This is a genomic window from Chryseobacterium daecheongense (genome assembly GCF_003729955.1).
Classification (GTDB): Bacteria; Bacteroidota; Bacteroidia; order Flavobacteriales; family Weeksellaceae; genus Chryseobacterium; species Chryseobacterium daecheongense.
The window spans coordinates 521,038-544,665 of record NZ_RJTX01000001.1 but is presented as its reverse complement, the minus strand read 5'-3'; the positions used below and the strand labels follow the sequence as shown (position 1 = coordinate 544,665).

General features: G+C 38.2%; 25 protein-coding genes. 11 read left to right on the top strand and 14 right to left on the bottom strand.

The window, feature by feature from the left end:
- Nucleotides 1–8: 8 nt before the first annotated feature.
- A complete protein-coding gene (locus tag EGI05_RS02510; protein WP_123261486.1) occupies nucleotides 9–722 on the bottom strand; it encodes a phosphoadenylyl-sulfate reductase in 714 nt (237 codons plus the stop codon).
- 84 nt (nucleotides 723–806) lie between these two features.
- Complete coding sequence (locus tag EGI05_RS02505) at nucleotides 807–1,223, bottom strand: RrF2 family transcriptional regulator (RefSeq protein ID WP_123261485.1); 417 nt, start codon at nucleotides 1,221–1,223, stop codon at nucleotides 807–809.
- A 173-nt stretch (nucleotides 1,224–1,396) separates the two neighbouring features.
- Here EGI05_RS02505 and EGI05_RS02500 point away from each other — a divergent pair, with 173 nt between their 5' ends.
- Nucleotides 1,397–1,966 carry a YciE/YciF ferroxidase family protein gene (locus EGI05_RS02500; protein WP_123261484.1) on the top strand — a complete coding sequence of 190 codons (570 nt, stop codon included), beginning with the start codon at nucleotides 1,397–1,399 and terminating at the stop codon, nucleotides 1,964–1,966.
- A gap of 49 nt (nucleotides 1,967–2,015) precedes the next feature.
- On the opposite strand, the gene EGI05_RS02495 is transcribed toward EGI05_RS02500, so the two are convergent.
- Nucleotides 2,016–3,005: an aldo/keto reductase gene (locus EGI05_RS02495; protein WP_123261483.1), complete on the bottom strand. Its 990-nt coding sequence runs from the start codon at nucleotides 3,003–3,005 to the stop codon at nucleotides 2,016–2,018.
- Between the two features lie 118 nt (nucleotides 3,006–3,123).
- Here EGI05_RS02495 and EGI05_RS02490 point away from each other — a divergent pair, with 118 nt between their 5' ends.
- Nucleotides 3,124–4,392 (top strand): NAD(P)/FAD-dependent oxidoreductase, encoded by a 1,269-nt coding sequence (locus EGI05_RS02490; protein ID WP_123261482.1) that lies wholly within the window; start codon nucleotides 3,124–3,126, stop codon nucleotides 4,390–4,392.
- Nucleotides 4,393–4,408: 16 nt separating this feature from the next.
- On the opposite strand, the gene EGI05_RS02485 is transcribed toward EGI05_RS02490, so the two are convergent.
- The 4 genes from EGI05_RS02485 to EGI05_RS02470 all read right to left on the bottom strand — a co-directional run bounded on the left by EGI05_RS02485 (nucleotide 4,409) and on the right by EGI05_RS02470 (nucleotide 7,250).
- Nucleotides 4,409–5,017: a hypothetical protein gene (locus EGI05_RS02485; RefSeq protein ID WP_123261481.1), complete on the bottom strand. Its 609-nt coding sequence runs from the start codon at nucleotides 5,015–5,017 to the stop codon at nucleotides 4,409–4,411.
- A gap of 407 nt (nucleotides 5,018–5,424) precedes the next feature.
- Entirely contained in the window at nucleotides 5,425–5,946 is a 522-nt protein-coding gene (locus tag EGI05_RS02480; protein ID WP_123261480.1) for a GNAT family N-acetyltransferase, read from the bottom strand.
- Nucleotides 5,947–5,957: 11 nt separating this feature from the next.
- Nucleotides 5,958–6,539 (bottom strand): 5'-methylthioadenosine/S-adenosylhomocysteine nucleosidase family protein, encoded by a 582-nt coding sequence (locus EGI05_RS02475; RefSeq protein WP_123261479.1) that lies wholly within the window; start codon nucleotides 6,537–6,539, stop codon nucleotides 5,958–5,960.
- Between the two features lie 12 nt (nucleotides 6,540–6,551).
- Nucleotides 6,552–7,250 (bottom strand): DsbA family oxidoreductase, encoded by a 699-nt coding sequence (locus EGI05_RS02470; protein WP_123261478.1) that lies wholly within the window; start codon nucleotides 7,248–7,250, stop codon nucleotides 6,552–6,554.
- 365 nt (nucleotides 7,251–7,615) lie between these two features.
- On the opposite strand from EGI05_RS02470, the gene EGI05_RS02460 reads away from it, so the two are divergent.
- The 5 genes from EGI05_RS02460 to EGI05_RS02440 all read left to right on the top strand — a co-directional run bounded on the left by EGI05_RS02460 (nucleotide 7,616) and on the right by EGI05_RS02440 (nucleotide 14,160).
- Nucleotides 7,616–8,638 (top strand): ligase-associated DNA damage response exonuclease, encoded by a 1,023-nt coding sequence (locus tag EGI05_RS02460; RefSeq protein WP_123262555.1) that lies wholly within the window; start codon nucleotides 7,616–7,618, stop codon nucleotides 8,636–8,638.
- Nucleotides 8,635–10,215, top strand: a complete 1,581-nt coding sequence (locus EGI05_RS02455; protein ID WP_123261477.1) for an ATP-dependent DNA ligase — start codon at nucleotides 8,635–8,637, stop codon at nucleotides 10,213–10,215. Before EGI05_RS02460 ends, EGI05_RS02455 begins: the two co-directional genes overlap by 4 nt.
- A gap of 49 nt (nucleotides 10,216–10,264) precedes the next feature.
- Nucleotides 10,265–12,658 carry a ligase-associated DNA damage response DEXH box helicase gene (locus tag EGI05_RS02450; protein ID WP_166668326.1) on the top strand — a complete coding sequence of 798 codons (2,394 nt, stop codon included), beginning with the start codon at nucleotides 10,265–10,267 and terminating at the stop codon, nucleotides 12,656–12,658.
- Between the two features lie 55 nt (nucleotides 12,659–12,713).
- A complete protein-coding gene (gene pdeM / locus EGI05_RS02445) occupies nucleotides 12,714–13,358 on the top strand; it encodes a ligase-associated DNA damage response endonuclease PdeM (protein WP_123261475.1) in 645 nt (214 codons plus the stop codon).
- 70 nt (nucleotides 13,359–13,428) lie between these two features.
- A complete protein-coding gene (locus EGI05_RS02440) occupies nucleotides 13,429–14,160 on the top strand; it encodes an MBL fold metallo-hydrolase (RefSeq protein ID WP_123261474.1) in 732 nt (243 codons plus the stop codon).
- 3 nt (nucleotides 14,161–14,163) lie between these two features.
- On the opposite strand, the gene EGI05_RS02435 is transcribed toward EGI05_RS02440, so the two are convergent.
- The gene (locus EGI05_RS02435) at nucleotides 14,164–14,505 is read right to left on the bottom strand and encodes a helix-turn-helix transcriptional regulator (protein ID WP_134197382.1); all 342 of its coding nucleotides are present in this window, start codon (nucleotides 14,503–14,505) and stop codon (nucleotides 14,164–14,166) included.
- A 569-nt stretch (nucleotides 14,506–15,074) separates the two neighbouring features.
- On the opposite strand from EGI05_RS02435, the gene EGI05_RS02430 reads away from it, so the two are divergent.
- Both EGI05_RS02430 and EGI05_RS02425 read left to right on the top strand, forming a co-directional pair.
- On the top strand, nucleotides 15,075–15,668 hold the full coding sequence (locus tag EGI05_RS02430) for a Crp/Fnr family transcriptional regulator (protein ID WP_123261472.1): 594 nt from the start codon (nucleotides 15,075–15,077) through the stop codon (nucleotides 15,666–15,668).
- Between the two features lie 18 nt (nucleotides 15,669–15,686).
- On the top strand, nucleotides 15,687–16,127 hold the full coding sequence (locus EGI05_RS02425; protein WP_134197384.1) for a PCC domain-containing protein: 441 nt from the start codon (nucleotides 15,687–15,689) through the stop codon (nucleotides 16,125–16,127).
- On the opposite strand, the gene bioA is transcribed toward EGI05_RS02425, so the two are convergent.
- Genes bioA through EGI05_RS02400 form a run of 5 tightly spaced genes read right to left on the bottom strand, consistent with a single transcriptional unit; the run spans nucleotide 16,063 to nucleotide 20,692 of the window.
- Nucleotides 16,063–17,382, bottom strand: coding sequence for an adenosylmethionine--8-amino-7-oxononanoate transaminase (gene bioA / locus EGI05_RS02420; RefSeq protein ID WP_123261470.1), 1,320 nt, complete (start codon nucleotides 17,380–17,382; stop codon nucleotides 16,063–16,065). The genes EGI05_RS02425 and bioA overlap by 65 nt on opposite strands.
- Nucleotides 17,367–18,365, bottom strand: coding sequence for a biotin synthase BioB (gene bioB / locus EGI05_RS02415; protein ID WP_123261469.1), 999 nt, complete (start codon nucleotides 18,363–18,365; stop codon nucleotides 17,367–17,369). The genes bioA and bioB overlap by 16 nt, the downstream gene beginning before the upstream one ends.
- Nucleotides 18,362–18,979, bottom strand: a complete 618-nt coding sequence (gene bioD, locus EGI05_RS02410; RefSeq protein ID WP_123261468.1) for a dethiobiotin synthase — start codon at nucleotides 18,977–18,979, stop codon at nucleotides 18,362–18,364. Before bioD ends, bioB begins: the two co-directional genes overlap by 4 nt.
- Nucleotides 18,979–20,085, bottom strand: a complete 1,107-nt coding sequence (locus EGI05_RS02405) for an aminotransferase class I/II-fold pyridoxal phosphate-dependent enzyme (RefSeq protein ID WP_123261467.1) — start codon at nucleotides 20,083–20,085, stop codon at nucleotides 18,979–18,981. Before EGI05_RS02405 ends, bioD begins: the two co-directional genes overlap by 1 nt.
- A complete protein-coding gene (locus EGI05_RS02400; protein WP_123261466.1) occupies nucleotides 20,078–20,692 on the bottom strand; it encodes a hypothetical protein in 615 nt (204 codons plus the stop codon). Before EGI05_RS02400 ends, EGI05_RS02405 begins: the two co-directional genes overlap by 8 nt.
- A 65-nt stretch (nucleotides 20,693–20,757) precedes the next feature.
- Here EGI05_RS02400 and EGI05_RS02395 point away from each other — a divergent pair, with 65 nt between their 5' ends.
- Both EGI05_RS02395 and EGI05_RS02390 read left to right on the top strand, forming a co-directional pair.
- The gene (locus EGI05_RS02395; RefSeq protein WP_123261465.1) at nucleotides 20,758–22,248 is read left to right on the top strand and encodes an aminotransferase-like domain-containing protein; all 1,491 of its coding nucleotides are present in this window, start codon (nucleotides 20,758–20,760) and stop codon (nucleotides 22,246–22,248) included.
- A 152-nt stretch (nucleotides 22,249–22,400) separates the two neighbouring features.
- Nucleotides 22,401–22,907, top strand: a complete 507-nt coding sequence (locus EGI05_RS02390) for a pyridoxamine 5'-phosphate oxidase family protein (protein ID WP_123261464.1) — start codon at nucleotides 22,401–22,403, stop codon at nucleotides 22,905–22,907.
- Between the two features lie 53 nt (nucleotides 22,908–22,960).
- Here EGI05_RS02390 and EGI05_RS02385 read toward each other — a convergent pair whose 3' ends face one another.
- Nucleotides 22,961–23,617: a DUF6766 family protein gene (locus EGI05_RS02385; RefSeq protein ID WP_123261463.1), complete on the bottom strand. Its 657-nt coding sequence runs from the start codon at nucleotides 23,615–23,617 to the stop codon at nucleotides 22,961–22,963.
- Nucleotides 23,618–23,628 lie beyond the last annotated feature (11 nt).

The following is a 23,628-nucleotide window of genomic DNA, read 5'->3' as shown; positions in this document are numbered from 1 at the left end:
TGTTTATTTTATTGATGTATATGTAAACCGCACTCCTTTTTGTTGGCATCTTCCCACCACCAGCGGCCTGCTCTGAAATCTTCCCCTTCCTGGATAGCTCTGGTACATGGAGCACATCCTATACTTGCAAATCCTTGTTTATGAAGATAGTTGTAAGGCAATTGATGCTTCTGAACATAGTCGGTTACCTCTTGTGTGGTCCAGTGCAGGATTGGGTGATATTTAATGATCTTATTATCTTCATCCCACTCCAGCTGTGGCATATTTTGTCTGTTGAGAGAATGTTCCGATCGTAATCCTGTGATCCAGACACTATATCCCTGAAGTGCTTTTTTCAATGGATGTACTTTACGGATATTGCAGCATGCCTTTCTTTTTTCTACAGATTGGTAAAAAGAATCCGGTCCGTTTTCCGTGACAAATTTTTGCAGTTCTCCTGTATCCGGATAATAAGCTTTGATCTCTTTTTTAAAGAAAGCTTTGGTTGCTGCCCAGGTTTCATAGGTTTGCTCAAAAAGTCTTCCGGTGTCTAATGTAAAAATAGATACATCCAGATCTTTGATCAAATGAGTGACTACCTGGTCCTCATAGCTGAAGCTGGTGGAAAAAATAACCTGATTAGGAAATTTCTCAACCAATACCGACAATAAATTATTTTGGAAAGCGGCATTAGAAGCCTCTCCCAGCAGTGTTTCGAATTCTGTTTTCAGATGGTTTCCCATTGTTACATTGAAATTAATTGATGCAAATATAAATATTAATTCTATATATCCTATCAAATTAGTAGAATTTAGAAATAAAAAAAATCATTTTTTTCTCATAAAGGCTGTTAACGTAGCTTCCATCATACTTTTTCTGGTTTTTTCACGAACATTGATGAGCTCATTTCTAAGGTAGCACGATTCTTCGTCCACACAATCGGTACAAGGTTCATAGAAATTCAGAGAAACACAGGGCGTTAAAGCAATAGGTCCATCAAAAATCCGGTAAAGATCCGCCAAAGATACTTCATCCGGTGATTTCAATAAATAATATCCACCGGCAGTTCCCTGCTTACTATTGACAAGCTTTGCTCTTTTTAATTCAAGCAGGATCTGTTCTAAAAATTTTTTCGGAATGTTTTCCTCCACTGCAATAACCGAGGTCGGCAGAAAGCCTTGATTATAGTTTCGGGCTAATCTGACCATAGCTTTTAAAGCGTATTTGCAACGTTTGGACATCATAATTGATGCAAGTTATAATAATTTCCCCGATTAACGAAATGTTTTCTCTTATGGTAGAAAATAATAACTGAATATGGAGTCTAACCGCATAAATGTGGTACACCGAAATAAAGAGTTGGTCTTATAATTGCAGTTTATTTGGCAATAACATCAACCACTAAATTTATATTATTATGGAAACGAAAACCTCAACCAGAAAAACAGCTGTAAAGAAAGCACCGGCTAGAACAGCAGCAAAGACTCCTGCTAAAAAGAATGCCTCCAAAGAATTAAGAGAACTGTTTGAAGACTCATTGAAGGATATTTACTGGGCTGAAAAAGCATTGCTGAAAGCTCTACCTAAAATGCAGAAAAATGCAACAGACGAAAAGCTTAAAGCAGGTATTGAGAAGCACATTACGGAAACAGAAATGCATGTGGAAAGACTGGAAGCCTGTTTTTCTGCATTAGGAAAAAAAGCTCAGGCTAAGAAGTGTGATGCGATGCAAGGGTTATTGGATGAAGGGAAAAGCATTATGGAGGAAACCGAACCGGGCGCAGTGAGAGACGTTGGTATTATAGGAGCTGCCCAGAAAGTAGAACATTATGAGATCGCTACATATGGTACCCTTGCAGCATATGCTAAAGTTCTTAAAGAAGAAAAATGTCTTAAGAATTTGCTGGATACTCTGAATGAAGAAAAAAAATGTGACGAGCTGTTAACCAAAATAGCGGATACAACACTTAATAGCAAAGCGATGTAAGATAAATTGAAAAAGAGATCTAAATTTAATATTTAGATCTCTTTTTTTCTTATTGAGGAAATTGTGCCTTTTCATAAATCAATCCTTCGGCTTTTACATCTTTCCAGAAATCAACGGGTATTACTGTTTCAAGGGCATTAACGTTATCCTGGACCTGTTCCGGTTTACTTGCTCCCGGGATGATGGAAACAAATTCATCTGATGCTAACACAAAATGAACGGCAGCGTCTATAATATCAATATCATATTTTTGAGCAATTTCCTGTATCCTGTTCCGCTTTTCGGTCATTCCTTTTGGAATGATCTCTTTATAATTATACCGTTCTTTTCCCCCAATAAATCCTGAATTGTATCCGGCGCCGGAAACAAGCTTCACTCCTGCCTTTCGTACAGCGGGAAGCAATCTGTCAACCGCTTCTTCATGTTCTAAAATAGAATATTGCGTGGCGGAAAGGCATATATCAGGATCCGCAGCTTCAATACAGTCCAGGATAGGATCTATTTTATTCACTCCCATTCCCCAAGCTTTGATAACACCCTGGCTGCGAAGCTCGGAAAGAATCCTGAATGCTCCTTTTTTAGCCTGGTCCAGAAAATAAGGATATCTGTCCCCTACCTGGTCTTCGGATAGATCATGAACGTAAACAATATCTATATAATCCAGGCCACTTCTGTGCAGGCTGTCTTCAATCGACTGTAATACAGCATCGGCGGTATATTTGTGCTCAAAATCAAAATTCAAAGGATTTTTCCACATGGTTGGTGGGACTTCGGATTCAGGGACTTCCGCAAATAGCCTTCCTACTTTTGTAGAAAAAACAAAGTCTTCCCTGTTTTGGGTCTGCAAAAATTTCCCGAATCTCCTTTCACTTTTTGTGAGTCCGTACCAGGGAGAAGTATCATAATATCTTATTCCAAGATCCCATGCTTTTTGCAGGACTTCATGAGCCTGTTCATCCGTAATATCTGCGAAGGCAGTTCCTATGGCTACACCTCCTAATCCTAGTCTGTGCTTTTCTGTTAAAATGTCCGTTTTCATATTTATATTTAGATTGGTTTGAAGAATAATCAGCAAACATCATGCAGAGTTCATATAATTGAAAATGATTTGGTCTTATTATTGAAGGATATTTACTACCACTTCAATATATATTACTATGAAAAAGCATATTGTCATCGTAGGCGGAGGATTTGCAGGCATCAATCTGATCAAATCCTTAAAGAACGACAGCCGATTCCGGATTACTCTGGTAGATAAGAACAATTATCATTTTTTTCCACCACTTATCTATCAGGTGGCGACCTCTTTTATTGAAGCCTCTAATATCAGTTATCCGTTCCGGAAACTCATTTCAAAATATAATAACATTCATTTTCATATGGGAGGCCTGCTTAGGGTGAATCCTGAAAGTAAAACCATTGATACAGATACAGGAAGTTTAAAGTATGATTATCTGGTATTGGCTTTGGGTACAGAACCCAATTTCTTTGGAATGGAGAATGTGAAACGGTGTGCACTTCCGATGAAAAATATTGAAGAAGCTCTTTATTTAAGAAACTATATGCTTTTGAACCTTGAAGAAGCAGCCCGGAATAAAGATGTAAAAGCGGCTGAAAAGCTTCAGAATGTAGTAATCGCCGGCGGAGGTCCTACCGGTGTGGAGTTAGCAGGAATGCTTGCTGAAATGGGAAGATATATTGCTGAAAAAGAATATCCTGAAATTAAGCTGGGGCTTTCCAATCTGTATCTGATTGATGCACTTCCGAATTTACTTTCATCGATGAGTGAAATGGCTCAGGAAACGGCTTATCAAACCCTGGAAAAACTTGGTGTCAAGATCCTGCTTAATGTATCCGTGAAAGATTATACGGATGGAAAAGTAATTTTATCCGATGGCAAAACGATTCCTACAGAAACGTTGATCTGGACTTCGGGTGTTGTTGGAAGAGAAGTTCCCGGACTTCCGGAAACAAGTATAGATAAGGGGCGAAGAATTCTGGTGGATGCTTACAATAAAGTGCAGGGTCTTGATCAAATTTATGCGTTAGGCGACATTTGTCTTCAGCTTACAGATAAAGAATATCCGAAAGGGCATCCGCAGTTGGCACAAGTTGCTATACAGCAGGCCAAAAATCTTGGAAATAATTTTAAACGGATTGAAGATGAAAAAGTTCTGAATCCTTTTCAGTACAATAACAAAGGAACCATGGCCATTATTTCTAAATTCAATGCGGTAGTTGACCTTCCTAAATTTTCGTTCAAAGGATTTATAGCGTGGTTGACATGGCTGTTTATCCATATATTGCCATTGGTTGGTTTCAGGAATAAGATCCGTCTGGCGTTGGAATGGCTGCGGTTATTCATCACCAATAATCCTTCTATTAGATTAATCCTTTATCCGAAGCGGGATACGACTAAAGAGTAATCAGGAATTAATTAATTTAGAAATCCAGCAGTCCCTCTGTAAGGCTTTTCCACTGAATTTTTGAAAAACCCATCATGCCTCCCAAAGCAATCAGAACATTTCTTATGGTATCGATGAATCTGGCGTTGAGATTAGGCTTTTCATTCCTTCCATAAATTCCTGCTTTTATTGTTCTTCCCCTTTTTTGGATCATGAATGTTGAGGTGGCTGCATTGGAATAAAAATGAGCGATATGCTGATTAGCGGTAATGCCTGGAGTTTTTGAAGGTCTGCAGGTCATGATGTAACTTTCTGATTCATCTGTTTCCTTATGAGAAATATAGATGATTTCTACCCAGTCATATCCTTTGGATTCGGTTTCTCCCGGACCGGGAATATCTATTCTTATAAAATCTCCTATTTCAGGCATTTCTTCTATGGCATTTCCATTGGAATTGTAGAGCCTGAAATCTGCTAAAGGACCACCGCTATAGCTTTTCCAGCGATTAATAGAAAAGAATCTTTCTTTCAGAATATTGAATTTTTCAGACGCAATAGATGGACTATCATAGTGTTTCTCACTTTCTGTATCGTGAAAGCTCCCACTTTTCTGGATGGGAACTCCCGGAATCTGCTTTGCTTTCATAATGAATATTTTGGTGGTAGTAACAAAATTAGTTGTTATACGGGTGTTTCTTTATGAGTAAAGTCATAATGGGATGTATACCCATTGAAAGGAGCATATAATGTGTATGAAGAACTGCTGTTTTTTATTGGGAGTGGAACAGGTGAGCTATAATGGAAATGAGTTCATTTTCAAAGAAAACAGCCTAAGAGTTAAAAAATATTAAAGTTGTATATAAATTATGCTTTGCATAATTTATTTTGTATCTTAGCAAAGAATAATTTTTTTTCATCATTTGTGTTTTTTTGGAGGTCACCTTCGCGGTGGCCTTTTATTTTCAGTAAAACGAACCCTTGAACACACTGTTATTCTGAACGCAGCGAAGAATTTCACTAAATAATCTTAATTCCTTCAGATAAATTTTAAGTTTATTCCAGAACCTTTTTCATCATAATATCCGTCTGTTCATCATCACCCAGCCTGAAAATATGCTTGTCGAATTCCACAAATCCGTTTTTCTTATAAAACTGGATCGCTTTCAGGTTTTCTTCCCAAACCCCCAGCCAGATATAGGCTTTTTGTAATGCTTTGGCTGTTTCTAATGCCTGGTCATATAAAAGTTGTCCGATTTTTTTACCATGATGACTGCTTTTTACATAGATGCGCTCTATTTCTAACGAAGTTTTATCCTGCAATTCGGTTTGTGCATTTCCGGAATTTACTTTCAGATAGCCTACAGGATTGTCTTCTTCCCAGGCAATAAAGAAAAGAGATTCAGGATTCGTTAATTCAGTCTTTACTTTTTCGGTACTGAAGCTTTCGGTAAGATATTTTTCCATTTCTTCCACAGCATTACTTGCCGCAAAGGTTTCCGTGAAAGTCTGTCTTCCTATAAGCTGTATCGTTTCCAGATCGTGAATATTTGCCTGATTGATTATGATAGATGTCATGATAAGAAGTTTTAACTGAATAGTATGTTTTTGAAAGCTTCGGCAGCCAGATGTACCTGCACAGACCAGTCATCCGCGGCATCACTTCCTGCATCATCAGAAATATACTTTAAACATAAAAACGGGATATTTTCTTTCTTAGCAATAAGTGCCAAAGGATAAGCTTCCATATCTACAATATTGTAATCTGTTTCAGCATGATTCATCTCAAAGCTGTCACCACTTCCACAGATTCCCTCCTTCAGATTATTCATTTTCAGTCCATATTCTAAAATGGGTGGAATTCCGGATAATGGAGTTTCATATAAATGAAAGCCAAGCCCTCTTACATCCATATCACGCTGAATGAATTTCGTACAGCACACCACTTCTCCCTTGCTGAAATTTTTGCTTCCTGCTGAACCGAGATTAACGATCAATTTGGGTTTTCTGGTATGGATCTCTTTGGTAAGCTCTATGGCGGCATTCACTTTTCCAATACCCGTGATCAGTTTGTTTTTCTCATCAAAAGCTTTTCCTGCCTCCGACTCCAGGGCGAAAACAAAAAGCGTATCTGAAACGGGAAAATGAAGGTCTTCGTTTATTTTTATCATTGAAATTTAAAATTAAATACTACATCCATCAGTGTCACAAGAATTGTTGTTATTTGAAAGATCCTTGAACGGAGCTACCGTTTCCTCATAAGTCTGCCGAAGTGCATTTTCAAAGATTTCAACTGGCTGTGCCCCGGAAACGGCATACTTCCCATTCAAAATAAAGAACGGTACACTCCTGATGCCATTATGTTGGGCATCAGACATATCCTGATGCACTTCATGATCAAATTGATCTGAAGATAAAACCTGTCTGGCTTCATTTTTATCTATCCCTGATTTTTCTGCAAGAGATACTAAGAATTCAGTATCTGCCACGTTCTCACCATGAGTGAAGTGAGCAGCGAACAAAGCTTCTTTCATTTCTGAAGACTGGCCGTGTTTTTTTGATAAATGAAGCAGTTTATGAGCCGGAAATGTATTGGTAACTAAAGCTTTATCAAAGTTAAAATCAAGCCCCGTCCCTTTACCCATTTTAGACACCTGATTCACCATTTGAACAGATTGGTTTTCCGAAAAACCTTTTCGATCTTTTAAATAGCTTACTGTATTCTTGGTTTCAGAAGGGTTTAAGGTTGGATCGAGCTGGAAACTCTTCCATTCTACTTCTACTTCATCTTTAAAGGGTAATTTTTGAAGAGCCGCTTCAAAATGGTGCTTGCCTATATAACAAAACGGACACATAACGTCCGACCAGATTTCTATTTTCATTGTAAATTATATTGAAAAAAATATTTTTAAACGTTTATGGTATTAAAAGTTGATCAAAGTTAGGATATCTGTTGTAAATATCTTTCAGATCAGAATAAAAATTTGTTCTTTTGTACATCATATTATCATGAGAAAATCAGAAGCCACCCGTTTAAGTATTTTACAAAAAGCATTTGAGCTGATCTATGAAAAAGGATTTAAAAAGGTCTACAATGGCGGAGCCTGGATTGATCTTTAAAAAAGTCTTGAAAAATAACCATACAAGCTGTTCCTTTTGAATGGCTTTTTTAATTCTCTTGATTTATAACTGTTTTTAAAGTAATTTGGTTAGATTTTTGAATGATCAAACAAAACCGATCACACCATTGAAACTAATCACATTCACATCAAAAGGCATTTACTGCCCGCAAGGAAAATTCTATATAGATCCATGGAGACCTGTTGATATGGCGGTTATTACACATGGCCACGGAGATCATGCCCGTTGGGGAATGAAAAAATATCTCTGCCACCATTTCACAAAACCCATTTTACACCAAAGGATAGGAACTGATATAGAATGTCAAAGTGTGGAATATGGTGAAGAGGTCAATATCAACGGAGTAAAGCTTTCCATGCATCCTGCAGGGCACATTATTGGTTCGGCACAGATCAGATTGGAGTATAAAGGCTATGTAAGTGTGATTTCCGGAGATTATAAAGTTCAGGATGACGGATTAAGTACTCCTTTTGAATTGGTGAGGTGCGATGAATTTGTGACAGAAAGTACTTTTGGGCTTCCCATCTATAACTGGTTGGAGATTGAAGACCTCAATAAGAAACTTCAAAGCTGGGTATTAAGAAACCAGGAAAACGGAAGAACTTCTGTATTTATCGGATATTCTCTTGGAAAGGCTCAGCGGATCATGAAAGCTGTGGAAGGATTAGGCAAAATCTACACCCACTACTCGATCGGAAAATTAAATGAAGCTTTTGAAACAGTGGGAATAACACTTCCGGATTATGAAATTGCCGATTTCAGAGAAAATGCCAAGCAGTTACAAAACGAAATTGTTATTGTTCCACCCGCTTTGCTGGACAGCAATGTGATCAAAAAAATTCCCAATGCGGCAACAGCTATCTGTTCAGGCTGGATGCAGGTTCGGGGAGCAAGACGGTGGCGGAGTGCCGATGCAGGATTTGCCATGAGTGATCATGCCGATTGGAACGGTTTGCTTCAGGCGGTTAAAGCTACCGAAGCCGAAATTGTGCATGTTACGCATGGACAAACCGAAGTGTTTTCAAAATATTTAAATGAAATCGGGATCAAATCTGATGTGGTGGAAACCCTTTTTGGTGAGGATGAAGAAGAAACGGAAAAAGAAATCATTGAAAGCCCTGAAGAATGAAACATTTTGCAGATCTTATCAACGCCTTGGAAAGCACCAATAAAACCAATGCAAAAATTGATGCTATTGTCGATTATCTGGAACGTGCGCCGGATGAAGATAAAGTATGGTTCATTGCTTTGTTTACCGGGAAAAGACCCAAACGTAATGTCAATACCAATTTGATGAAAGATTGGGCGCTTGAAATAACAAAGCTTCCGTTCTGGCTGTTTCAGGAAAGTTATTCTTCTGTAGGAGATTTGGGGGAAACACTTTCTTTAGTTCTCCCGCCGCCTTCAGAAAAAATAGAACGGTCACTGTCCCAATGGATGACGGATATTATCAATTTAAAAGATCGAACCGAAGCCGAGAAAAAAGAGTTTGTATTGCAATCCTGGAACGGGTTGGATTATACGGAACGATTGATTTTTAATAAATTATTAGGAGGAAGCTTCAGAATCGGGGTTTCTTATAAAACACTGATCAATGCACTTACCAAATATTCGGGCCAGGAAACCAATGTTTTAATGCACAGCATTATGGGAAAATGGCAACCTGAGGAAATCTCTTTTGAAGAGCTTATTTCGGCAGAGAAAGTGAATCCGGATAATTCCAAACCCTATCCTTTTTGTCTGGCGTATGCCCTAGAAAAAGAATTGCCTGAACTTGGAAATCCTCAGGAATGGCTGATCGAATATAAATGGGATGGAATCCGGGGACAGATCATCCGCAGAAATGATGAAGTTTTTATCTGGTCCAGAGGAGAAGAAATGATCACGGAACAATTCCCGGAAATTGTGGAAACAGTACAATCAATGAAAGGCAATTTCGTAATTGACGGAGAAATCTTAGTGGTGAAGGAAGGAAATGTTTTAAATTTTAATGAGCTTCAAAAACGTTTAAACAGGAAAAACATCACTAAAAAGATGATGACGGATATTCCTATTGAAGTTTTTGCATATGATCTTTTGGAACTGGAAGGAAATGATCTTCGCGAGAAACCTGTTTCCGCTCGGAGAGCTATATTGGAAGAACTGCTTTTAGATCAGCAGCCTCAAAACATTAGTATTTCCAGATCTATTACTTTCGAACAATGGGAACAGCTTGACCTGATCAGGGAAAATTCAAGAGAAATCAATAGTGAAGGCCTAATGCTGAAACAAAAAAACTCACCCTATCATTCCGGCCGGAAAAAAGGAGACTGGTGGAAATGGAAAGTGAATCCTTTGACTATTGATGCGGTATTAATTTATGCTCAAAAAGGAAGCGGAAGGCGAAGTGCTTATTATACGGATTATACTTTTGCCGTGAAAAACGGAGATTCCTTGGTGACTATTGCCAAAGCCTATTCCGGGCTTACGGATAAAGAAATTATGGAAGTGAGCCGTTTTGTAACGAAAAATGCCATAGAAAAATTCGGACCTGTAAGAACGGTGAAAGCTGAGCTTGTATTTGAAATTGCTTTTGAGGGAATTGGGTTCAGTAATCGTCATAAAAGCGGTGTGGCATTAAGATTTCCGAGAATCGTGCGTTGGAGAAAAGATAAAACAGTGGATGAAATTGATGAACTGGAAGAAATCAAAAAACTGATACAATAAATTGACAGCATTTGAACATACCGAGGGTTTCAGAATCATCCGTCAATGGATGGAAGAGAAAAGGATGTCCCCGTTTACATTTCAGACGGAAACGTGGCGTAAATTCGGAAATGGCTATAGCGGAATGGTGGTTGCTCCCACCGGTTTCGGGAAAACTTTTTCTGTTTTTCTGGCTTTGGTTTCAGATTTTTTAAGTCATCCTGAAAAATATAAAAAGGGGCTGAAAATGATATGGATCACTCCCCTGCGCTCCCTTTCCAAAGATATTGCGAAAGCCATGCAGGAAGCCATTGATGAGATCGGGCTGGATTGGGTGGTAGGAGTTCGAAACGGTGATACCGATCCGAAAGTAAGGCAGCAGCAAGTTAAAAATATGCCTGAAATTCTGGTAGTTACTCCGGAAAGCATTCATTTGCTTCTCGGGCAGAAAAACCACAATAAATTCTTTCAGAATCTGCATTGTGTTGTCGTCGACGAATGGCACGAATTATTAGGCTCAAAACGCGGGGTAATGATTGAGCTGGCTGTTTCTCAGTTAAGAAAATATAATCCCAAGCTCAAAATATGGGGAATCACTGCCACCATCGGAAATCTGGATGAGGCACATGAAGTATTGATTCCTTATGATATTAAAAAGACAACGGTTAAGGCCAAAGAACATAAAAAGATTGATATTATTCCCGTTTTTCCGGATGAAGTTGAAATCTTGCCCTGGGCGGGACATCTTGGAGCTAAGCTGGCCGATAAAATTGTCCCGATTATTCTTAATTCCAAATCAACAATTGTATTTACCAACACCAGAAGCCAGAGTGAAATGTGGTATCAGTTGTTGTTGGATGTCCATCCGGATTTTGCCGGGCAAATAGCTATTCATCACAGCTCTATTGATGCCCATTTGAGGATATGGATTGAAGAAAACTTAAGCAGCGGAAAATTAAAAGCAGTTGTTTCCACTTCATCTTTAGATTTAGGTATTGATTTCAAACCTGTTGATACTGTGATTCAAATAGGTTCGTCAAAAGGTGTTGCAAGATTTCTTCAGCGTGCCGGAAGAAGCGGACATTCCCCTTTTGAAACGTCCACAATTTACTGTGTTCCCACCCACTCTCTGGAGCTGATCGAAGTGGCTGCTTTAAAAGAAGCCGTAAAACAAAAAGTGATAGAACCTCGTGAACCACAGGTATTATGCTTTGACGTTCTGGTTCAGTTTCTGATGACATTGGCTGTCGGAGATGGTTTTTATCCGGATGAAGTGTATGAACGGATCAAAAAAGTCTACACCTTCCGGGAAATGATGGAGGAAGAATGGAAAAGTATCCTGGATTTTCTGACGATTGGCGGAAGTGCCTTAAAAAGCTATCAAGAATATCATAAAGTAACCGTTATGGAAGACGGCATATTTAAAGTAACCTCCAGAAGAATTGCCATGCTTCACAGGATGAATATGGGAGTAATCGTAAGCGATGCGATGATGAAGGTGAAATTTATTTCCGGTGGATATATTGGAATGATTGAGGAATATTTTATTTCAAAGCTTAAAAAAGAAGAAAAATTTATTCTGGCTGGAAGAGTGTTGGAAGTGGCAATGATCAAAGAAATGACTGTTTATGTACGTGCAGCCAAAGGAAAAGCCCTGGTTCCAAGTTATTTAGGCGGCAGATTGCCTTTAAGTTCCAATTTAAGCCATTTTTTAAGAGAAAAATTATCCAATGCCTTAAACCCAAAAGCTTCGGAAAAAGAATTAAAATTCCTGCATCCTTTATTGGTGAATCAGGAGAAAAGATCTCATATTCCCAAAGAGGATGAGTTTTTAGTGGAATTGATCAAAACCCGGGAAGGATATCATTTATTCATGTATCCTTTTGAAGGGCGCCTTGTGCATGAGGTTATGGCAGCGTTGATTGCCTACAGGATTTCTAAATTGGCTCCTATCTCCTTTTCTATGGCGATGAATGATTATGGTTTTGAACTGTTCAGTGACAAGGAAATCCCATTACATGAGGGAAATCTGTCCAGGGTATTAAGCCGCGATAACCTGATGAATGATGTGATTTCAAGCATCAATTCTGCGGAAATGGCGCGTAGAAAGTTCAGGGATATTGCCGTGATCTCCGGAATGGTTATTCAGAATTTCCCCGGACAGCAACGGTCTAATAAATCTTTGCAGAGTTCTGCGGGCCTGATCTTTAAAGTTCTGGAAGATCATGATCCGAATCATTTCCTCGTTCGGCAAGCCTATACGGAAGTTTTCAATATGCAGCTACAGGAGCAACGTCTTGTGGAAGCTTTTAAAAGAATTGAGAGCTCAAAGATCGTTTTAAAATATTCTCATACTTTTACTCCGTTGAGCTTCCCGATTAAAATTGACAGCTTACGCCAAACCCTTTCAAGCGAAGGTTTAGATGCAAGGATACAACAGCTGATAAAACAGTCGAATAAATAAGTTATGAGTTATAAGTTATGAATTATGAGTAATTTTGTAACTTCTAATTTCCTCAATGAATCTGGCCACTAAAAATATAATTATTCAAAATCAAACTTTCACCCTGACCAATCAACGGGCGGTATTTTGGGTGAAGGAAAAAGCATTGATCCTCTCTGATCTTCATATCGGAAAAACTGCTCATTTCCGGAAAAACGGAATTGCCATAGCCAACCATATCATGAAAAGTGATCTGGAAAGATTATCTGTTCTGATAGAATACTTTGTCCCGGAAAAGTTTATTGTTGTTGGAGATCTCCTTCATGCAGGAGACAACTCAGATGTGGATGAGTTTTGCAGCTGGAAACAGCAGTATTCACAAATAAGCTTTTATCTTGTGGAAGGAAACCACGACAGAATTTCGAAGGCTTTGGAAGAAAAACTCTGTTTTAATTACAAGGCGGAGCATCTGGAAATAAACGGTATAGTTTTTCTGCATGATTTTGATACTGCCCATCCTAAATTTCAAATTACCGGACATATCCATCCCGGAATTGTGCTGAATTCTACCGTGAAGAATATCAAGCTCCCTTGTTTCATCCAAACGGAACAGCAATTGCTTCTTCCCGCATTCAGTGAGTTTACAGGACTAGACACGAAAAATATCCCTAAAAAAGGAAAATATTTTGTATTTACAGACTCGGAAATCCATGAATTATAATCCTTTTTAATGATCTATTCTATAGACAGAAACATTTCTTTGTATAAGAAATAATAAGGAACTTTGCATCATGAAGATCATACCCTTAAAAGAAGGAAATTTCTCTGTGAGCCCAGCCAAAGTGTTTACTCTTTTAACAGAGGACAATTCTAATGAAGCCAATGAAATCAGGATGTCTGTACAGCCCTTTCTCATTATTACCGAAAAAGATTATATCCTTTTGGATACAGGAATCGGATGGAAAAATGAAAACGGACAAACTGTAATATCTGAGATTCTGGAGCAGGAAAACATCCGTCCGGAACAGATTACCAAGATTTTATTTTCCCATCTTCATAAAGATCATATTGAGGGTACAATACGGTTGACAGATCAGGGTTTTGAGCCGGTTTTTCCTAATGCAGAACTTTATATTCAGAAGCGGGAACTGGACTTTGCCAGAGAAAATCCAGACAATTCTCAGTTTGATCATTCCATTCTTGAAAAAATCATTCAGCTTCCGCATATTGTCTGGATGAATGATGATCAGGGAAACATCACAGATGAGATTACTTATGAAGTGGTGGGTGGCCATACTCCTTATTTGCAGGTCTTCTGGATCACTGAAAATGAGGAAACAGCTTTTTATGGATCAGATAATCTTCCGCAGGAATCTTATTTAAAGTACCATGTAGCTTATAAGAGCGATTATGACGGAAGAAAAGCTAAGGAGCTTAGACAATTATGGCAGGAGAAAGCATCAACAGAACATTGGAATGTTTTGTTGTACCATGATCTTGATAAAAAGACTATCCAATTTTAATAATTATAAATCATTGAACCACTTGTAAATATCGACTTCAGAAGGAATGTTCAGCTTTTTTCTCAGTCTATTTTTACGGTTCTGAATTGCCTTTGGAGTTACATAGGTATAAGTGGCAATTTCTTTAGTGGTAAGATTCAGTTTCAAATAAATACAGAAAATCAACTCCGAATTTTTTAGATTGGGCTGTATAGCAGATATTTTATCAAAAAATTCAGGATAGGCTAATCTGAATTTATTTAAAAGACGAGGTGAGTTTTGCTTAGCCAGTGCTAAAATCTCGTCTTGAACAAAAAATCTTTGATTTAAATCTTCTAAATTGAATTCAGGTTTTTTGTTGTCCATAATATTTTTTCTCATCTCTACTCATTCCTCTGCTACTGTTTTAATTTTAATGATGAAACAGGAGGATTTTTTTTCTACTATTCTTTTGTTACTATTCTAATCTCGGGAAAGAAATACAGAGGGGCGCATTATTACAATATCAAATTCAATTAAAGATAGGTTTTAGGATATACATGGTTTTCTAGTTTCTATATTTTAAAATCAATCAGGAATTTAATAAAAATTTAATATGAAGAACAAAGAAAGAAAAAATGATTAAAATTTTCTCGAATTGAAATACCACATACATACCACGCGACACTTTAAAAAAAGACATTGAAAACTTCTCTATTATTGTGACATCAAAAATATAAGGTTTTATGATTGTTTTTTATGATCATAATCAATAAAAATACAAAGGTTTTTAAAAGATATTCAAAAATATTTGATTATTTGTGGTAGATATGTGGTATATTCTTTGATGGTGTTTCATAGAAAAAAACCGTTCTTTATTATTTTATAAAATTGAGAAAATATAGTCTTAAAAGTGGGCAAAAGCCTGATTAAACTAACATTTATAAATTAATAAAATGATAACTGAGGATTTACTTTTTTCATTAGGAGGAGAAATTAGAAGGTATGAAGCGAATGAAACTATTTTCCGGGAAGGAGAATTTCCGCTTTATTATTTCCAGATTATGCAAGGTAAGGTAAAACTGAATAATTATAATGAAGATGGTAAAGAATTTATTCAGAATCTTTTTTCGGACGGTCAAAGTTTCGGAGAATCACTGCTTTTTATAGACAGGCCTTATCCTATGAATGCTGTAGCTATTGAAGATTCCAGCATTATCAAATTACCCAAATCTCATTTTTTAAAGCTGATTCAGGAAAATCCTGAAGTATGTTCCAATATTTATCAGTGTCTTGCGGAGAGAATGTATTATAAGTATATCATGCTGTATAATCTGTCTTTTCAAAATCCGGAAGCCAAATTGAAATTGTTCATGGATTACCTCAAAAGCTACCATGAAGATAAAAGCCCCTATTCTTTCCAGGTTCCTTTAACAAGACAGCAAATGGCTTCACTGACAGGTTTAAGAGTGGAAACCGTTATCAGGGTGATCAAGAATATGGAAAAAAATAAAGCATTGAAAATACAAAATAGGAAAATCTACTATTAAGACTTTCATCATCTTTATATGGATGTACAGCTTTTACGGGGCCGTTTTTGGATGGCCAGGAAAATTGAGAATGTTTATATTGTGAATATTAACGAAGGAGTCAGTATCATAACCGGACTGACTCATTTTATTATGGAGCAGAAAATCATAGCGGGTAAGATTTCCGGGGCAGGTATTGCGGATGATCTCATCATGAATTTTTTCAATCCTCACAAAAAACACAATGAACATGGAGAATTTTTCAATCACAATACAATTATTAATATTCTGGGTAATTTCTTCATGATTCATGGAGAAATAAAATTGTTTCTTGATGTGATTCTGAAAAAAGAAAGTCATACTACTCTTTCAGGCCAGCTTTTGGAGGCTACGATCAGTGGTATGAATAATTTCTTTATTTTTCCTGTAGGAAGTTTGCCGGTGCATCAGCCGTTTTCGGATACTCAAAACTGGAACTGATCTTTATGATCTGGGCATATACAATATCAAGCTCTTCTTCAGTAATGCAATAAGGAGGCACCAGATACAGAATATTTCCTAAGGGACGAATAAGAATTCCTGTTTGAAGAAACTCTTCATACAGCAGTTTCCCGATTTCATTAAAATAAGAAGTTTCTTTTCCTGTTGTATATTCCCAGGCAAGAATAGTCCCGGTTTGTCTTACGTTTTCAACCTGATCCAGGGTGCTGAGAACTTTTGCAAACTGACGGTGCTTTTCTGTTATGCGCTGAATGTTGGACTGAGTGGATTCCGATAACAACAATTCCATACTCGCCAAAGCGGCTGAACAGGCTAAAGGATTAGCCGTAAATGAATGACCGTGAAAAAGTGTTTTATATTTATCGTCAGACAAAAAAGTATTATAAATGTCATCAGAACAGGTGGTAACCCCCATAGGCATTGTACCTCCTGTTAAGCCTTTTGAAAAGCACATGATATCTGGTTGTTCAGATAAATGATCGGCAGCGAATAATTTCCCGGTCCGTCCGAATCCCGTAAACACTTCATCCTGTATCATCAGTATTTCCTGCATTCTGCAGAATTTCATCAGCTCACTAAGATCTTCTGCGTTATGCATAAGCATTCCCGCAGCTCCCTGTACTAAAGGTTCATAGATAAAACAGGCGATTTCGTCTTTAAGCTCAAGAATTATATGTTTTACATACTCTAAATTTTCAGGTGTGGGAACATCTACAAAGACTACATCAAAAAGTAAATCTTTAAATGGCTGCGTCCAGACACTTCTTCCACTTACAGACATGGCTCCAAATGTATCTCCATGATAAGCATTTTTGAACGCCAGTATTTTTGTTTTTTCTTTTCCACGATTGTGGGCATATTGAATACACATTTTTAATGCAACTTCAACAGCTGTGGAACCATTATCGGAATAGAAGACTTTCTGTTGGTTTTCAGGAAGCAATTTCAGCAGGTTTTCCGAAAGATGAATAGCCGGTTCGTGCGTGAAGCCTGCAAAAATGACCTGTTCCAGTGTGTTCAGTTGTTCACCTACACGTTGAGCGATATGAGGATGGGCATGCCCATGAAGCGTCACCCACCATGAAGAAATGGCATCTATATATTCTCTGCCCTCATTATCGTATAAATAAACTCCTTTTCCGCGGACAATAGGAATGGCATCCTTTGCTGTCTGCATTTGAGTATAGGGATGCCAGTTAACCGCTTTGTCTCTGTTTTTTAGTTCGTTGTGCATGTTGCTGGTACACTTTCTTTAACCATTGGCTTTAGTCCTAAATTTGTAAGCATCTGCATATCTTCGGAAACTCCCGGATTTGGAGTTACCAATAAGGTTTCTCTTTCTCCCGTGAATATGGAATTGGCTCCGGCCATAAAGCACCATGCTTGTTCCGTTTCATCCATTTCTATACGTCCAGCGCTTAAGCGGATAACAGAAGCCGGCATTACAATTCTTGCCGTAGCGATCATTCTTACCATTTCCCAGGTATCTACTTTAGGATTGTTTTCCAAAGGAGTTCCTGCTACTCTGGCTAAGGCATTGACAGGAACGGAATCAGGGTGTTTGGGCATGGTCGCCAACGTGAGAATCATGGATATTCTGTCTCTGTGCGTTTCCCCTAATCCGATAATACCTCCTGAACAAACGGTAATTCCCGCTTTTCTTACATTGTTTATAGTGTTGATGCGGTTATCGAAAGTACGGGTGGAAATGATTTCTTCATAATACTGTTCCGAAGTATCCAGATTATGATTATATGCATGTAGTCCGGCCTCCTGAAGGCGGGCAGCTTGCTCTTCCGTTAACATTCCAAGGGTACAACAAACTTCCAGTCCCAGATCGTTCACCCCTTTTACCATATCAATTACCCGGTCAAAATCCCTGTTATCACGTACTTCTCTCCATGCTGCCGCCATACAGAAACGGGATGAACCGCTTTCTTTAGCTTTTCTCGCATGCTCTATAACGGTTTCAGTAGGCAGAAGAGCCTGTACTTTAATATTGGTATGATAACGTGCAGCTTGTCCACAATAAGAGCAGTCTTCCGGGCAACCACCTGTTTTGATGGATAACAAGGTGCAGATCTGTACTTCTGAAGGATCATGCCATTCACGATGTACGGTGGCCGCTTTATAGATAAGCTCCATTAAAGGCAAATGATAAATGGCCTCTATTTCTTCTTTGGTCCAATTATTCCTAAGTTCTGTTTTTTGATTCATTGTATAATTTCTAAATTTTCTAATGCTGTGTCAATATTTTCTTGGGTTAAGGTGTTGAGTTCCGGTATTCTGATAATGGCAGTCTCTTTTTCTATATGATTGCAGATAATACGTTCTGTATCTGTAGGAAATGCCCCGTTAAGAATGACATATTTTAAATGTAGTCCTCTTTGTTTTATTGTCATCATGGAAAGCAGACTGTGATTGATACATCCCAGATAGTTCTTTATAACAAGAGCTACAGGGAGTTTCAGTTTCTCGATCAGGTCAATAATGAACTCTGTATCGGATAGTGGAACCATTAATCCTCCTGCTCCTTCTACAATTAAAGATTTTTGAGTTTCAGGTATGTTGAAATCATTGATAGTAATAGTTATTCCTTCTTCTGCCGCAGACTGATGCGGAGATGCTGCCAATTGTAAACGATATGTTTCCGGATGACAGAAAATATGATTTCCTGTCAGGTCTTTTACAGTCATACTGTCTGTATAATGCAAATCGCCGGATTGTATGGGTTTCCAGTAATCGGCATCAAAATACCGGGTCAGAACCGCAGAGCAGATGGTCTTACCTACTCCGGTTCCTATTCCCGTTATGAAAAGTCTCTCTTTCATCAGATGTGATGTTGAATAATTTGGGTTAGTTCTATGATCTCTTTTTCAGTATTGAAGCTATGCAGGCAGATTCGAAGCCTTTCTGTTCCTGGTTTCACAGTCGGACTGTATACGGCATAAGTGAGAAATCCTTTTTCTAATAATACTTGCTGTACATTTTTTAACTTCATGATGTCAGGAATAACAACGGCCTGTATAGGGCTGCTTTCAGATGAAAGGGTTGATAACCCCTGCTTGCGGAACGTTCTGATATTTTCCATTAGTTGGGTTGATAGATCGTTGCTTTTGAGATAGCTGTAATTATTTTTGATCATTCTCCATTGCCAATCCTGCGGCGATGTACTGTAAATAAAGGGTGATGCAAAATTGATCAGGTAATCTTTAATTAATTCATTCGTTAATATAGCGGCGCCATGAGCTCCAAGTGCTTTTCCATACGTTACGACTGTTGCTAAGACTTTATCCTGCAACTGTTGTTGGCAAACCAATCCATTTCCAAAGACACCGAAAGCGTGGGCTTCATCCACCAATAAAGAAGCGGAATATTTTTCAGCTAATGCAGCAATTTCCTGAAGTGGGGCCAGATCGCCATCCATAGAATACAGGCTCTCAACAGCAATATAGCAGTGTCCTTTCTGTTTTTTTAGCTTCTCTTCTAAGTTGTCAAGGTCATTATGCCTGAATTTTAGTTTTGTAGCATGAGACATTCTGCAGGCATCGTGTACTGAACGATGAACCAATTCATCCATAATAATGATGTCATGACGATTGGGCAAAGCGGATAATAAAGCTAAATTGGCATTATACCCTGATTGAAAAAGTAATGCAGAAGGATATTGATGTTGGTCTGCAATCAATTTTTCAGTTGTCAGGGCTTCGATGCTGTTTCCACTGATCAATCTTGAACCCGTACTTCCGGCTAATAATTCGGGGGTTTCAGTGATTTGTTGCAGCAATATGTTTTGTAGCTCTGCATTTCTGGCCAGTCCAAGATAATCATTAGAATAAAAATCTATTCCGTGAGTTGGCGGGCGTAATGATCTTAAGATTCCCTCTTCTCTCCTTTTGTTTAATGCCGTTTGAAAATAATGACTGGTATTACTCATATTCTACTTCCTGAGTAATTGCACCAATCCACTGATCATGAAGTTTCTGTTCAATTTTCAGGATATGATCTGCATGTGATTTCCAGTCTGGTGAAAAATCATCGAGTTGACTGATCATTTCTTCCAAATGTCCTTCTTCTTCCAGAATGATGGATTTCACCATAATTTTTGAGGATTCTTTGGTCAGTATATCCTGATAGACCGGATACAGTTCATCAGCACGAACTTCTATCGCATAGGTTACAAACAGATAAGCCGCATATTTCAGTTCTTCTTTAGTAAGCTGAAAAGTGTCCTGAAGATAACGGCAGGTCCGGATATCCAATGAATGCAAGTATTGTCTGGTGGCATGGGAAGCAAGCAGCTCAACGCTTTCGTAAGTTTGACACAGTTCCGGATTGATTTTTCCAATCTGTTTTTTGAGGTAATACGCATGACGGTGTTCTTCAGCAGCATGTTTTAATTGAATCAGGTTCACTTTAGAATGATGTTCGCAAGCGGATATTTTCCTCGCTCCTGCATTTTCCATAAAAGAAAGCGTATTCAGCCATTTGGCGTGGACTTCATGATTCTGTACAATTCTTTGCAATAGATGAGAGAATGTCATTGTTTTTTATTTTAGGCCAAATGTAGTATATTGCCGGATGGTTATATGGTGCCAGTTTTTAGTTTATGGATAGTCCGGTTGAAGCTCCTTATCAAAGTTTTATTAAAATCGATAGAAAATCAGATACTGCTATTTATATGCAGGTGGCTCATCAATTGATCAATGCAATACAGAGAGGGTCGCTTCCCTTAGGAACAAAGCTTCCTGGAACGAGAGCTTTAAGCAGCATTTTGGAAGTGCATAGAAATACAATCGTGGCAGTATATGATGAACTGTTTGCACAAGGCTGGGTAGAAAGTTTACCTAATAAAGGAACCTTCGTTATCGGGAAAAATGAGGAAAAACCTCTAAAAATTGGGAACTTTAACAAAAACAATCTTCAACTATATCCCTCATCGACGGGCTTTTCATTTAAAACTACCAATATTTTAGATAACCCTTTTGAACATTCCGATTGCCAGTATATGTTCAACGACGGGGTTCCGGATATCCGCTTAACGCAAATTGATCAGCACTCCCGGATTTACAGCTCTATTATGAAACGGAAAGGGCACTATAAAATGTTGGGACATTATAACCATGATGGAAGTGAATTTTTCAAAAAAAATCTTGCCAATTATCTGAATTTATCACGGGGTTTAGCTATTTCAAAAAATAATCTTCTGATCACGAGAAGTACTGAAATGAGCATCTTTATTGCTTCGGAAATACTGCTTTCGGAGGGAGATGTTGTATTGGTAGGTGATTTGAGCTATTTTTCCGTGAATATGATCTTTCAGAAAAAGGGAGTAAAAATACTTTCTGTCCCCATCGACGATGAAGGCCTCAGTGTAGACGGAGTCCGGGAAATCTGTAAAAAGCAAAAGATCAGGATGCTCTACCTTACTCCACATCACCACTATCCTACTACCGTGACCTTAAGTGCCCAAAGAAGACTGGAGCTGCTCAATCTGGCGAACGAATTTGGATTTGCCATTCTTGAAGATGATTATGACTATGATTTTCATTATGATAAGAGTCCCATCCTTCCTTTGGCCAGTGCAGATACTACAGGAATGGTGATTTATACCGGTACTTTTGGGAAATCTCTGGCTCCCGGATTTAGAACAGGCTTTATTGTAGCGCCTGAAAATCTGATGACTGAAATGCGGAAATATTTAGGAATTATCGACCGGCAGGGGGATATTCTCATGGAGCAGGTTTTAGGAGAAATGATTGCGGAAGGGGAAATCCACCGTTATTTAAAGAAATCATTAAAAGTTTACCAGGAAAGAAGAGACCGTTTTATAGAATTGTTGAATGAACATTTGGGAGATTATATTGATTTTCGTAAACCTTCCGGAGGATTGGCTGTCTGGATCGAATGGAAAGTTCCTCTCAATCTGATGCAGCTGAGCCGTAAATGCTCTCAGGATAATCTTTTTTTGCCCAAAACCCTATTATATCAGAATAGAGAGCTTACTGCCATGCGTTTGGGATATGGGCATCTTACTTTTGAAGAAATGGAAAACAGTGTTCGGATTCTTGCTAACAATGCAAAAGCATTGATAAGATAGATAATAAGCTGATAAAAGTAATAATTATTAAATCCTTTTCTACATCTCATATTAAAAATATTTGGTCAGGTTTTTGAAGTGTAATTGATATCTATGCATTATCCGGTATAATGCTGTATTTCTTTCAACTCATCACTTAAAATATTAATATTATGTCAACACAAAATCTTACCCATCTTGAGGCCATTAAAAAGATACAGGAACTTGCGACGAACGCCAGAATCTGTATGTTTTGTACGGAATTGGAAAAAGTACCCGTGAATTCCCGCCCTATGACTTTAAAGGAAGCGGACGACAGTGGAAATTTATGGTTCATCAGCAGTGAAGCCAGTAATAAGAATTTTGAAATCAAGGAAGACCGCAGAGTGCAGCTCTTCTTTATGAATAACGATGATTCACAGTATCTTTCTGTGTATGGAACCGCTTCAGTATATACCGATAAGGCTACCATTGAGGAAAAATGGTCTGTGATGGCCAAACCGTGGTTTGACGGTAAAGATGATCCGAATGTATCCATTATCCGCGTGGAACCTAAAGACAGTTATTATTGGGATACAAGAGCCGGTAAACTAGTAAGCTTATTAAGTTTCGTAACTTCAGCAATCACCGGGATAAAAACGAATAATGCTGACGGTGTAGAAGGCAACGCAACGATATAATCAATCATTTCGATATGGCAAAGGCTCTCCAGGTATTGGGGAGCTTTTGTTTTTTATGGGTTTTCATTATGTGGCATATCTACCGGCTTGGATTCCGGGGAACCTTTTTCCCGGAGCCATATAGACAGAATAACAATGGATGCTACGGCTAAAAATTCGCTCTGCCAGTTTTGGAAGGATTCAAACCAGAAACGGGATTCCGTAATGTATTCTTTGGCACTCACTACAGGCTCATTTTTTGAGATTTGCTCGGTATTGAAATCTTTAAGGCTTCCATAAAAATGAAGAATAAAGCTGATGATAAATAAAATAGCAAAAGCCAGTGACAATGAGTGTTGATAAATTGCAAGCCAGAATCCTCCTTTTTTTACAGGCCACGGTGCATTGGGATGCGGCTCCGGTTCTTTATCCACATCTTCTTCGCCTTCCATGGATTTGGATTCACTGGAACCAATCTGCCTTAAGGAGACGGTAAGCAAAATATACAGCATCATCTGTAGAAATTCACTTTCCCAGTTTTCAAAAGTTGCCTGGATAAAATGACCGCTTTGCACATATTCTCCTATGCTGAGTGCGGCTTCTCCGTTTTCCGCCAGTTCTTTATTTTCTGTTTTCCAGCCTGTGAAAAACTGTGCGGTTAAACAAATCAGCATTAATGTTATCAAAACAATACTCAGGCTGTTGCGCTGGAAAAAACTCTTCTTAGACATATTACTTTTTT